The sequence below is a fragment of the Brachybacterium sp. JB7 genome (genome assembly GCF_003335205.1).
Lineage (GTDB): Bacteria > Actinomycetota > Actinomycetes > Actinomycetales > Dermabacteraceae > Brachybacterium > Brachybacterium alimentarium.
In genome coordinates this window covers 56,771-67,792 of record NZ_QPGN01000004.1, presented here as the reverse complement: position 1 = coordinate 67,792, position 11,022 = coordinate 56,771, and the positions used below count along the sequence as shown (strand labels likewise).

Here is an 11,022-nt window from a genome sequence, read left to right as displayed (position 1 = left end):
CATCCCGACATCGCCGTCGACCACAGGAGCGAGACATGAACGAGACCACCGAGATCCGCAAGGGGCTGAACGGGGTCGTCGCCGACGTCACCGCCATCTCCAAGGTCAATCCGGAGACCAACTCCCTGCTCTACCGCGGCTATCCCGTGCCCGAGCTGGCCGCCTCCCAGCCCTTCGAGGCCGTGGCGCACCTGCTGTGGACAGGAGAGCTGCCCACCACGGTCGAGCTGGAGGCGGCACTGCGCCACGAGCGCTCCCATCGCGCTCTGGCCCCCGAGGTGAAGACGGTGATGGACTCCCTGCCCACGAGCTGCCATCCGATGGACTCGGTGCGCACCGCCGTCTCGCTGCTCGGCGGCCTGGACCCCGACGCCGAGGACTCCTCGCCGGAGGCGGAGCGGGAGAAGGCGAGGCGCCTGTTCGCCCAGCTGCCGGCGGTGATCGCCTATGAGCAGCGCCGACGCCGGGCAGGCGGCCCGACCGACCCGGTGCCCCCGCGCGAGGATCTGGACTACTCCCGGAACTTCCTGTGGATGACGTTCGGCGAGGAGCAGGCCGACGAGATCGTCGAGGCGTTCCGCGTCTCGATGGTGCTGTACGCCGAGCACTCCTTCAACGCCTCGACCTTCACCGCCCGGGTGATCACGTCGACCCTGTCCGATCTGCACTCGGCCGTGACCGGCGCGATCGGTGCGCTCAAGGGCTCGCTGCACGGCGGTGCGAACGAAGCCGTGATGCACACCTTCGACGAGATCGGGATCCGCCCGGAGGAGTCCCAGGACGAGGCCCGCGCCCGGGCCAAGGCCTGGATGGACGACGCCCTCGCCCAGAAGAAGAAGGTCATGGGCTTCGGGCACCGCGTCTACAAGCACGGCGACTCCCGGGTGCCGACGATGAAGACCGCCATGGACACGATGATCGAGCACGTCGGGCGTCCAGAGGTGCTGGGCCTGTACGACGGGCTCGAGCAGTCGATGGACGAGGCCAAGGGGATCAAGCCGAACCTCGACTATCCGGCCGGTCCCACGTACCACCTGATGGGCTTCGACACGGAGATGTTCACGCCGCTGTTCATCGCTGCCCGGATCACCGGATGGACCGCCCACATCATGGAGCAGCGGGCGGCGAACTCCCTGATCCGGCCGCTGTCGGAGTACGACGGTCCGGACGAGCGGCACGTGCCGGGAGCCTGATCCCGCGCCTAAGGACCGGTCCCGCTCAGGCTCCGTCGAGGTCGGGCAGGGCGGCGGTCGCAGCGCGGATGTGCGCCGCGGTCAGCTCCCCTGCCCGCTGGACCTCCCCCTGCGCGATCGCCTCGAGGATCCCGTGGTGCTGGTCGCGCAGCATCGAGACCATCCCGTCCCAGTCGTCCACCTTGGTGAACGCCTCGAGGATCGGGGCGCGCAGCGAGCCGCGGATCGCCCCGGTCATGTCGGAGAACAGGGAGTTGCCGCCGGCCTGGGCGATCGCGAGGTGGAAGGCGGTGTCAGCGTCGTTGAAGGCCTCGCGGTCCACGCCGGGCTCGTCCATCACCGCGACCAGATGTCGCAGCTCCTCGACGGCGGACTCCTCGGCGCGCTCGGCCGCGAGCGAGGCGCTGGCCTGCTCGAGGATCACGCGGGCCTCGACGACCTCCTGGATGCGGAAGTTCGACAGGGCGACGTGGAGGCGCAGGAACCGGGCCAGGGCCGCGCTCGGCAGCGAGGCGACGAAGGTGCCCGCGCCACGCCCGGAGCCGACGTCGGACCGCAGCACGCCGTGCCCTTCGAGCACCCGGATGGCTTCCCGCACGCCGGCGCGGCTGACCTTCAGCTGCGCGGCGAGCTCACGCTCGGGGGGAAGCAGGTCGCCGACGACGAGCGCACCCGACATGATCTGATCCTCGATCGCCTCGATGACCAGCTCATGCGTGCTGCTCCGTGTCACCGGGCGCCACGTCGCGCCCGCACCGGAGGCCCGTCCCTCCTGCGGTCCGACCTCATCACCATCTCTGCGCTCGACCATTGCCCTGTTCTAGCATAGCGTCCTCGTACAGCGTTCTCGCACAGCCGTGGTCGCGCGCCTCTCCCGGGTGCTTGCTCTCCTCCCCCGGAGGGCCTACGCTCACTGTGTTCCTTTGTGGTCTGACCACAGAGCGATCCCCCAGGATCGCTCCTCCCGACTCACGAGACACGACATCGACGGCGATGCAGTGCAGCAACGCCGCTGAGGAGTGTCGGAGGTCCCGATGTACACCCCAGAACTCGCACCGTTGGCGGACAGCCTGCTGTGGTCCTCGATGATCGCGATCCTGCCGCTACTGACGATCTTCCTCACCCTGGGCGTGCTGCGCTGGAAGGCGCACTGGGCGGGGCTGGCCGCGCTCGCCGTCGCGATCCTGGTCGCCGTGGTCGTGTACGGCATGCCGGCGCACCTGGTGGCGCTGTCCGCCACCCAGGGGTTCGCCTTCGGCATCTTCCCGATCATGTGGATCGTCCTCAACGCGATCTGGCTCTACGAGCTGACGGTCCGCAGCGGACGGTTCGAGGACCTCCGACTGGTCATCAACGCGATCTCCGACGATCCCCGGGTCCAGGCCATCATCATCGCGTTCTGCTTCGGCGGCCTGCTCGAGGCGCTCGCCGGCTTCGGGGCGCCCGTCGCGATCACCGGCGTCATGCTGATGGCGATCGGCTTCACCGCGATGCGAGCGGCGACCGTGGTGCTGATCGCGAACACGGCCCCGGTGGCCTTCGGCGCGATCGCGATCCCGATCATCACCGCCGGCAACCTCACCGGCATCGACTACGAGCACATCGGCGCGATCATCGGTCACCAGACCCCCTTCCTCGCCGCGCTCGTACCCCTGTTCCTGGTCTTCCTGGTCGACGGGAAACGCGGTCTGCGGCAGCTCTGGCCCCTGGCCCTCGTGGTCGGCGTGGTCTTCGGGATCAGCCAGTTCGTCTCCTCGAACTACCTCTCCGTCGAGCTCACCGACATCATCGCCTCGCTCGCGGGCCTCGCCGCCGCCGTGCTCATGCTGCGGGTGTGGAAGCCCGTCGGCGGCCAGGACGCGCTCGCGAAGATGGCCGAGGAGCGGGACGCCGACGCCACCTCGCCGAGCGATGCAGGTGCCGACGCCACCTCGGGGACGGGCCCGGGGTCCGGCTCCGAGGTCGGCTCCTCGCAGGTCGACGTGCAGTCGCCCCCGCGCACCGGCGCCGCCCTGACCCCTGGCCGGGTGTTCCTGGCCCTGTTCCCCTATCTGCTGGTCATCGTGATCTTCTCGGCGTCGAAGCTGGCGGGGCCGTTGAGCACCTGGCTCGAGGCCACCGACATCACCATCCCCTGGCCGGGGCTGAACGGGAACGTGCTCACCGCGGACGGCGAGGTCACCACGAGCACGGTCTACGCGCTGCAGTGGCTCTCCTCCCCCGGCACGCTGCTGCTGATCACCGGCGTGATCGTCGCGCTCGTGTACCGGCTGTCCGTGCGGGACGCCGTGGACGTCTACCTCACGAACGTCGTGAAGCTGCGCTACTCGATCCTCACCGTCGCCGCGGTGCTCGCCCTCGCCTACGTCATGAACCAGTCCGGTCAGACGATCACCATCGGCACCTGGATCGCCGGCACCGGCGCCGCCTTCGCCTTCTTCTCCCCGATCCTCGGCTGGTTGGGCACTGCGGTCACCGGCTCCGACACCAGTGCGAACGCACTGTTCGCCACGCTGCAGCAGACCGCGGCGGAGAACGCCGGGCTGGATCCGGCCCTGCTGGTCGCCGCGAACACCTCCGGCGGTGTGGTCGGCAAGATGATCAGCCCGCAGAACCTCACCATCGCCGCGACCGCCGTGGGCCTGGTGGGCCAGGAGTCCGCCATCTTCCGCAAGGTCATCTGGTGGAGCCTCGGCATGCTGGTGGCCCTGTGCCTCCTCGTCGGCCTCCAGTCCACCACGGTGCTCTCCTGGATGATCCCCGTCCAGTGAGCTGACCGACTGCACAGCAACACCGATACCGACCTCTCACACACTGAAGGAGAACCCCATGGTCAAGCGCCAGATCCCCCGCCCTGCAGAGATCCTCGATCTCATGTCGTTCAAGAAGCTCGATCTCGACCCGAAGCATCGCCGCCTCGCCGCGGCGCTGACCGTCGAGGACCTGCGCCGGATCGCGGCGCGGCGCACCCCCGCCGCGGCCTTCGACTACACCGACGGCGCCGCCGAGGACGAGATCTCGATGGCGCGCTCGCTGCAGGCCTTCGAGGACATCGAGTTCCATCCCTCGATCCTCCACGACGTCTCCGAGGTGAACACCTCCACGCAGATCCTCGGCGGCAGCTCGGCCCAGCCCTTCGGCATCGCCCCCACCGGCTTCACGCGGCTGATGCAGACCGAGGGCGAGGTCGCCGGCGCCTCGGCCGCCGGCGCCGCCGGGATCCCGTTCACCCTGTCCACCCTCGGCACCACCTCGATCGAGGACGTGCGGGCGGCGAACCCCCACGGACGCAACTGGTTCCAGCTCTACGTCATGAACGAGCGCGAGACCTCCTACGGTCTCGTCGAGCGGGCGGCGCAGGCCGGCTTCGACACCCTGTTCTTCACCGTCGACACGCCCGTCGCCGGGGCGCGGCTGCGCGATACCCGCAACGGATTCTCGATCCCGCCGCAGCTGAGCCTCGGCACCGTGCTGAACGCGATCCCTCGGCCCTGGTGGTGGTGGGACTTCCTGACCACCGCGAAGCTCGAGTTCGCCTCGCTCTCCGCGACCGGGGGCACCGTCGGCGAGCTGCTGAACTCGGCGATGGACCCCTCGATCGACTTCGAGGACCTCGCGGAGATCCGCGCGATGTGGCCGGGCAAGTTCGCGGTCAAGGGGGTCCAGACCCTCGAGGACGCGAAGAAGCTCGCCGATCTGGGCGTCGACTCGATCGTGCTGTCCAACCACGGCGGCCGCCAGCTCGACCGGGCGCCCGTGCCCTTCAAGCTGCTCCCCCAGGTGGCCCGCGAGATCGGCCAGGACGTGGAGATCATCCTGGACACCGGGATCCGCAGCGGGGCTGATATCGTCGCCTCGATCGCCCTGGGCGCGGACTTCACGCTCATCGGCCGCGCCTACCTCTACGGCCTGATGGCCGGCGGGCGCGAGGGGGTGGACCGGACCATCGAGATCCTCTCCGACCAGGTCGAGCGCACGATGAAGCTGCTGCAGGTGCCCACTCTCGCCGATCTCACCCCGGAGCACGTCACCCAGCTCAGCCGCTACTCCCGCCTGGATCAGGAGGGTTCGCCGCGGCTGCCCTGAGGGCACGTGTACATCCGTCGCGCGGAGACCTACGCTCGAGGCATGAGCACCGACGACACCTCCGACACCTCTCCGGACATCAAGCCTCGCAGCCGTCAGGTCACCGACGGCCTCGGAGCCACGACCTCTCGCGGCATGCTCCGTGCGGTCGGGATGGGCGACGAGGACTGGGTCAAGCCCCAGATCGGCATCGCGAGCTCGTGGAACGAGATCACCCCGTGCAACCTGTCGCTGGACCGGCTCGCGCAGGCGGCGAAGGAGGGCGTGCATTCCGGCGGCGGGTATCCCCTCCAGTTCGGCACCATCTCCGTCTCCGACGGCATCTCGATGGGCCATGACGGCATGCACTACTCGCTGGTCTCCCGGGACCTGATCGCCGACAGCGTCGAGACGGTCATGCAGGCCGAGCGGCTGGACGGCTCGGTGCTCCTGGCGGGCTGCGACAAGTCCCTGCCGGGCATGCTGATGGCCGCTGCCCGTCTCGACCTGGCCAGCGTGTTCGTCTACGCCGGCACGATCATGCCCGGTCGCGTCACCCTCACCGACGGCAGCGAGAAGGACGTGACGATCATCGACGGGTTCGAGGCCGTCGGCGCCTGCGCCCGCGGGCTCATGAGCAGGGAGGACGTGGGCCGGATCGAGCGCTCGATCTGCCCCGGCGAGGGGGCCTGCGGCGGGTACTACACCGCCAACACCATGTCGACCGTCGCCGAGGCGATCGGGATGTCCATCCCGGGGTCGGCCACCCCACCGTCGGCCGATCGTCGCCGTGACGCCGATGCCCGCCGTGCGGGCGAGGCCGTGGTCGGCATGCTCCGCCAGGGCATCACTTCCCACGACATCATGACCAAGGCCGCCTTCGAGAACGCGATCGCGGTGGTCCAGGCGTTCGGCGGCTCCACCAATGCCGTGCTGCACCTGCTCGCGATCGCCCATGAGGCGGACGTCGACCTGACCCTCGACGACTTCGCCCGCATCGGCGCGAAGGTCCCCCACCTCGCGGATCTCAAGCCCTACGGCCGCTACGTGATGAACGACGTCGATCATGTCGGCGGCATCCAGGTGGTCATGAAGACCCTGCTGGACGAAGGGCTGCTGGACGGCGACTGCCTGACCGTCACCGGCCGCACGATCGCCGAGAACCTCGAGGTGCTCGCTCCGCGCCCGGCCGACGGGACCGTGCTGCGCCCGGCCACCGCACCGATCGCCCCGACCGGCGGCATCACCATCCTGCGCGGCTCGCTCGCCCCCGAGGGCGCCGTGGTGAAGTCCGCGGGCTTCGAGGAGGACGTCTTCGAGGGCACGGCCCGCGTCTTCGAGCGGGAGCAGCACGCGCTGGACGCGCTGAACGACGGCACCATCACCCACGGCGACGTGGTCGTGATCCGCTACGAGGGCCCCAAGGGCGGGCCGGGCATGCGAGAGATGCTCGCGATCACCGGCGCGATCAAGGGTGCCGACCTCGGCAAGGACGTGCTGCTGATGACCGACGGTCGCTTCTCCGGCGGCACCACCGGACTGTGCGTCGGCCACATCGCGCCCGAAGCGGTCGACGGCGGTCCCATCGCCTTCGTGCGCGACGGGGACCGGATCCGGCTGGACGTGGGCACGGGCGCCCTGGACCTGCTGGTCGACGAGGCGGAGCTCGAGAGTCGCCGCGAGGGCTGGGAGCCGCTGCCGCCGAAGTTCACCAAGGGCGTGCTGGGCAAGTACGTGAGGCTCGTGCAGTCCGCCTCGACCGGCGCGATCCTCGGGGACTGACGGGCCCGTCGTGAGCGCATCGCCGTCGACGTTCGTGCTGGTCCACGGGGCGGCCGACGCGCGGGAGCTCAGTCTGCGCTGAGCAGTGCGGAGATCCGTGCCCGCACGCTCTCCTGGCTCTCCCTCGCGTCGAGGCGGTGTGCGCCCGGACGCTGGAACAGCACCTCCTCGATCGACGCGACCAGCTCACTCGCATCCTCCGGGCCCACGAAGCGGTCGTTCGCCGCCTGCTCGGGGCGGTCAGGTCGCTCTCGACGCGCGCTCAGCCGCTGTGCGAGCGTCGCCTCGTCCAGGATCAGCGCGATCTCGACGAAGCGTGCCCCGCAGTCCGCGGCGAGCTGTTCGAGCTCCTCGAGGAACGGCGTGCGCGCGAGGTACTGGCCGAGCATGACGTCGTGCCCGTCGGCGAGGTGCTGTCGGATCAGCGCGACGGCGAGCCGACGGGCCTGCAGCCCGGAGGTGTGCAGGTCACGATCCCAGCCGCTCAAGGAGTGCTTGATCTGGTCGATGTCGAGCGCGAGGGCGAGTGGTCGCTCGGCGGCCACGAGCTCTGCGAGCGTGGACTTGCCGCTGCCGGGAGCGCCGTTGAGCAGCACCAGCAGCGGGCGTCGCACGGAGTGGGGACGTGTCATTCTCAGGGCTCCGAGACCACGAGGACGAGCGAGCCCTCGTACTGGGGCAGGGTGCGCAGCTCGCCGTGCCGTGCATCCCAGGAGCCCTCGAGGAGGTCGACGGTGAGCTGCTGGGTGAAGCGTGCGATGACGGCTGGGTCCACGAGGCTCCACGCCGAGCAGGCCAGCTGCGCCTCCGCGTCGAGCAGACGCTCGGGACGGCCGTAGTAGGCCTCGGTGAACCCGTCGGTGCAGGCCTGCGGGATCGCCACCGCGCGGCTCGTGACCGTCCCTCCGAGCCCGTCGGCCAGCGCGTCGAGCGAGGGATAGCGCTGCGCCTCGACGGCGAGCACCTCGGGCGCGTACTCACGCAGCCAGAACTGCTCGACCCGGCTCGGGTCACAGGTGAGGATCACGACCGGCCCGCGGGTCACCCGTCGCAGCTCCCGCAGTCCGGCAGCGGGGTCCCGCCATTGGTGGACGCTGAAGGTGGCCATCGAGGCATCGAAGGAGTCGTCCGCGAAGGGAAGCTGCTCGGCGGTGGCGTCGAGGGCGGGCGGCAGGGCCGCGGGACGCTGCGCTCGCATCGCCGCCGACGGCTCCACCGCAGTCACCTCACGGTCTGCCGGCTCATAGGATCCGGCGCCCGCCCCGACGTTCAGCACCGTGCGCGCGTCCCCGAGCGCCGCGGTGATCACCGCGGCGATCCGCGGGTCGGGGCGACGGTACCGGGAGTAGGAGGACCCGATGTCCCCGTAGTCCGCATCGCCTGCACTGCCCTCTGATGTGCGCTGCACCATCCGCACAGCGTAGCCATCCCCTCGCTCCCCTCGCTCGAGCCGAGCGGCGTAGGCATCGGTGACGGTCTCGTGAAGAACCTGACGGCGCGACTACTCTTGCCGGATGACCATCGAGGACGAGGTCCCGCTCGACGGCGGCAACGCCACCGAGGGCGTGGTGCACGTGGGCGACACGGTGCGCAAGCCGTGGGGGCCCACCACCGCCGCGGTGCACGAGCTGATGCGCACACTCGCCGCAGCGGGCATTGATGTGCCCGAGGCGCGGGGCCGCGACCAGCACGGTCGGCAGATTCTCGAATTCGTGCCCGGCACGCTCGCCCTGCACTCGCCACAGCTCTCGTTCCGCGGGCTCTCCCGCGTCGGCGCGCTGATCCGCGCGATCCATGACGCTTCCGAGGGCTTCTCTCCGTCGGCCGACGCCCCGTGGGAGCCCCTGCTCCCGGTGCCGGGCGGTGCGACCGATCTGATCTGCCATGGCGACCTGACCCCGTGGAACCTGCTCCTCGGCGAGCGCTGGGTGTTCATCGACTGGGACGGGGCCGCGCCGAGCACCCGGCTGTGGGACCTCGCCTACTCGGCGCAGGCCTTCACGCTGAACGATGCGTCGGCCGACCCCGCGGACTCCGCCGCGCGCCTGGCGGCCCTCGTCGACGGTTACGGGGCGGACGCCGACCTGCGCGTCTGCCTGCCCCGCGCGATGGCGGAGCGCACCGAGGCGATGCACGAGATGCTGCGCGAGGCGCACGCCGTCGGCCGCGAGCCCTGGGGGTCGATGTTCGCCGAGGGCCACGGCGAGCATTGGCGCACCGCGGCGGCCTATGTCGCCGTGCACGAGCCGCTGTGGGCCCGGACCCTCACGGACGCCGCCAGCGCCTAGACGGCGCGCAGCGGGCCCCACGCTGCACAGCACCGCAGGGCCCGCCCTCTGGATCGCTCAGCTCACGCTCGCGCGCGGCGCCCCGATCCCCGGATCGATCTGCGGCACCTCACCGGCTCCGGGCCGGATGTCGATGTCGAAGATGTCTAGCGGAAGATACACGGTCGCGCAGGCATTGGGGATGTCCACGACCCCGGAGAACCTGCCTTCGATCGGTGCTGCACCGAGCAGCAGGTAGGCCTGCTCCTTCGACCAGCCGAACGTCGACAGATAGTCGATCGCGTGCAAGCAGGCCCGCTGGTAGGCGAGGTGCGAATCGAGATACCGCTGTTCGCCGTCGAGGGTGACCGAGGTGCCCGAGAAGGAGAGCCACTGGCTGTGCTGGGGCGCCGTGTTCCCGGGCATGAAGATCGCGTTCTCGGTGACGTTGTACTTCTCCATGCCGCCCGGGATGACGTCGACATGGAGGTCGAGGAAGCCGCCCATCTCGATGCCGCCGCAGAACGTGATCTCCCCGTCGCCCTGGCTGAAGTGCAGGTCGCCGACGGAGAAGTTCGCACCGTCCACGAACACGGGGTAGAAGATCCGGGTCCCCTTGGTGAGGTTCTTGATGTCCTGGTTGCCCCCGTTCTCGCGCGGCGGAGCGGTGCGGGCGCCTTCGCCGGCGACGCGCTCCCGGTCTTCCTCGGGGACGCCTCCGAGGACCGCACCGTCCGGCTCGGGCGGCAGGGCGAGCGCGGGAACACGGTCCGGATCGGTCGCGATCAGCGCGGCCTCTCGGGAGTTCCAGGTCTTCAGCAGCTCCGGTGACGGTGCGGTGCCCATGAGACCGGGATGGATCATGCCGGTGAACTCGACTCCCGGCACATGGCGGGACGTCGTGCGATCACCGCGGAAGTCCCAGACCGCCTTGTAGGCGTCCGGGAACTCGTCGGTGAGGAAGCTGCCGCCGTTGCGCTTCGCGAAGATGCCGGTATAGCCCCAGCCCTGGCCCGCCAGCGGCCCGGAGTCCTCCTGCGGGATCGGTCCGACGTCGAGGATGTCCACGACCAGCAGATCGCCCGGCTTCGCTCCCTCGATGCGGAACGGCCCGGAGAGGGTGTGCACCGTGTGCAGCGGCGCGGTCGCGATGTCCTCGGCGGAGTCGTCGTTCTTGATGTAGCCGTCGAACCACTCGCGGCAGTCGGCGCGGAAGGTGTCCCCCGGACGCACGCTGACCGCGGGCGGGATGTCGGGGTGCCAGCGGTTGTGTCCCAGGATCTTCTGGTCGGTGAAGGGCCTGGTGGAATCCAGCGGGAAAACGTTCTCGGGCATGATCTCTCCTTCCACAGCGGCGACGCCGCGGACCGGCGCCGTCAGGTCCAGGGCCGGCTCAGGGGCGCGGCAGCGCGCGCGCGCGGCGGCGTCGTGATGGCGCGGGTCGATCGGGCCGGGCACCGGGCACGCGGTCGACGACGGCCGGGGGTGCGCGCTCGCCCGTCTCGCCGATGAGATCGGCGCGCGCCGTGCGGAGGTGCCCGAGCGCCGGCGAGCTGATCAGCCGCGTCGCGTCGCTCCCGCACTCGGGGCAGGCGGCATGGCGATCGGCGGCCGACATCGACAGCATCAGCTCATGCAGATGGGAGTTCTCGCAGCGGAATTCGTACAGGGGCACATCGACCTCCGAGTGACACGGCTCACGATCACTGCTCACC

The 11,022-nt window shown here is 70.1% G+C and carries 10 protein-coding genes; 5 read left to right on the top strand and 5 right to left on the bottom strand.

Annotated elements, in window-relative coordinates; genetic code table 11:
• Positions 1–35 precede the first annotated feature (35 nt).
• Positions 36–1,193 (top strand): bifunctional 2-methylcitrate synthase/citrate synthase, encoded by a 1,158-nt coding sequence (locus tag CIK81_RS06850; protein ID WP_114355559.1) that lies wholly within the window; start codon positions 36–38, stop codon positions 1,191–1,193.
• Positions 1,194–1,218: 25 nt separating this feature from the next.
• Here CIK81_RS06850 and CIK81_RS06845 read toward each other — a convergent pair whose 3' ends face one another.
• Positions 1,219–1,926 carry a FadR/GntR family transcriptional regulator gene (locus CIK81_RS06845; RefSeq protein WP_241964051.1) on the bottom strand — a complete coding sequence of 236 codons (708 nt, stop codon included), beginning with the start codon at positions 1,924–1,926 and terminating at the stop codon, positions 1,219–1,221.
• A gap of 301 nt (positions 1,927–2,227) precedes the next feature.
• On the opposite strand from CIK81_RS06845, the gene CIK81_RS06840 reads away from it, so the two are divergent.
• From CIK81_RS06840 to ilvD, 3 genes are read left to right on the top strand one after another with little or no spacing between them, the layout of a single operon-like run.
• Positions 2,228–3,964 carry an L-lactate permease gene (locus tag CIK81_RS06840; RefSeq protein WP_114311819.1) on the top strand — a complete coding sequence of 579 codons (1,737 nt, stop codon included), beginning with the start codon at positions 2,228–2,230 and terminating at the stop codon, positions 3,962–3,964.
• Between the two features lie 58 nt (positions 3,965–4,022).
• Positions 4,023–5,279, top strand: a complete 1,257-nt coding sequence (locus tag CIK81_RS06835; RefSeq protein ID WP_114355558.1) for an alpha-hydroxy acid oxidase — start codon at positions 4,023–4,025, stop codon at positions 5,277–5,279.
• A 42-nt stretch (positions 5,280–5,321) separates the two neighbouring features.
• Entirely contained in the window at positions 5,322–7,040 is a 1,719-nt protein-coding gene (gene ilvD / locus CIK81_RS06830) for a dihydroxy-acid dehydratase (RefSeq protein WP_096164270.1), read from the top strand.
• Between the two features lie 68 nt (positions 7,041–7,108).
• Here the strand turns inward: ilvD and CIK81_RS06825 are convergent, their stop codons facing one another.
• On the bottom strand, positions 7,109–7,672 hold the full coding sequence (locus tag CIK81_RS06825; protein WP_096164188.1) for an AAA family ATPase: 564 nt from the start codon (positions 7,670–7,672) through the stop codon (positions 7,109–7,111).
• Between the two features lie 2 nt (positions 7,673–7,674).
• Positions 7,675–8,451, bottom strand: a complete 777-nt coding sequence (locus CIK81_RS06820; protein ID WP_096197397.1) for a class I SAM-dependent methyltransferase — start codon at positions 8,449–8,451, stop codon at positions 7,675–7,677.
• A gap of 103 nt (positions 8,452–8,554) precedes the next feature.
• Between CIK81_RS06820 and CIK81_RS06815 the strand changes: the two genes are divergently transcribed.
• Positions 8,555–9,328: a phosphotransferase gene (locus tag CIK81_RS06815; protein ID WP_096197396.1), complete on the top strand. Its 774-nt coding sequence runs from the start codon at positions 8,555–8,557 to the stop codon at positions 9,326–9,328.
• Positions 9,329–9,385: 57 nt separating this feature from the next.
• Here CIK81_RS06815 and fmdA read toward each other — a convergent pair whose 3' ends face one another.
• On the bottom strand, positions 9,386–10,642 hold the full coding sequence (fmdA, locus tag CIK81_RS06810; protein ID WP_096164185.1) for a formamidase: 1,257 nt from the start codon (positions 10,640–10,642) through the stop codon (positions 9,386–9,388).
• Between the two features lie 58 nt (positions 10,643–10,700).
• A complete protein-coding gene (locus CIK81_RS06805) occupies positions 10,701–10,982 on the bottom strand; it encodes an FmdB family zinc ribbon protein (RefSeq protein ID WP_114355557.1) in 282 nt (93 codons plus the stop codon).
• Positions 10,983–11,022 lie beyond the last annotated feature (40 nt).

Bases quoted from the DNA above. Each gene is read 5' to 3' on its own strand.
- fmdA (WP_096164185.1), bottom strand. From the start codon at position 10,642: ATGCCCGAGAACGTTTTCCCGCTGGATTCCACCAGGCCCTTCACCGAC.
- CIK81_RS06825 (WP_096164188.1), bottom strand. From the start codon at position 7,672: ATGACACGTCCCCACTCCGTGCGACGCCCGCTGCTGGTGCTGCTCAAC.
- CIK81_RS06850 (WP_114355559.1), top strand. From the start codon at position 36: ATGAACGAGACCACCGAGATCCGCAAGGGGCTGAACGGGGTCGTCGCC.
- ilvD (WP_096164270.1), top strand. From the start codon at position 5,322: ATGAGCACCGACGACACCTCCGACACCTCTCCGGACATCAAGCCTCGC.
- CIK81_RS06835 (WP_114355558.1), top strand. From the start codon at position 4,023: ATGGTCAAGCGCCAGATCCCCCGCCCTGCAGAGATCCTCGATCTCATG.
- CIK81_RS06840 (WP_114311819.1), top strand. From the start codon at position 2,228: ATGTACACCCCAGAACTCGCACCGTTGGCGGACAGCCTGCTGTGGTCC.
- CIK81_RS06815 (WP_096197396.1), top strand. From the start codon at position 8,555: ATGACCATCGAGGACGAGGTCCCGCTCGACGGCGGCAACGCCACCGAG.
- CIK81_RS06820 (WP_096197397.1), bottom strand. From the start codon at position 8,451: ATGGTGCAGCGCACATCAGAGGGCAGTGCAGGCGATGCGGACTACGGG.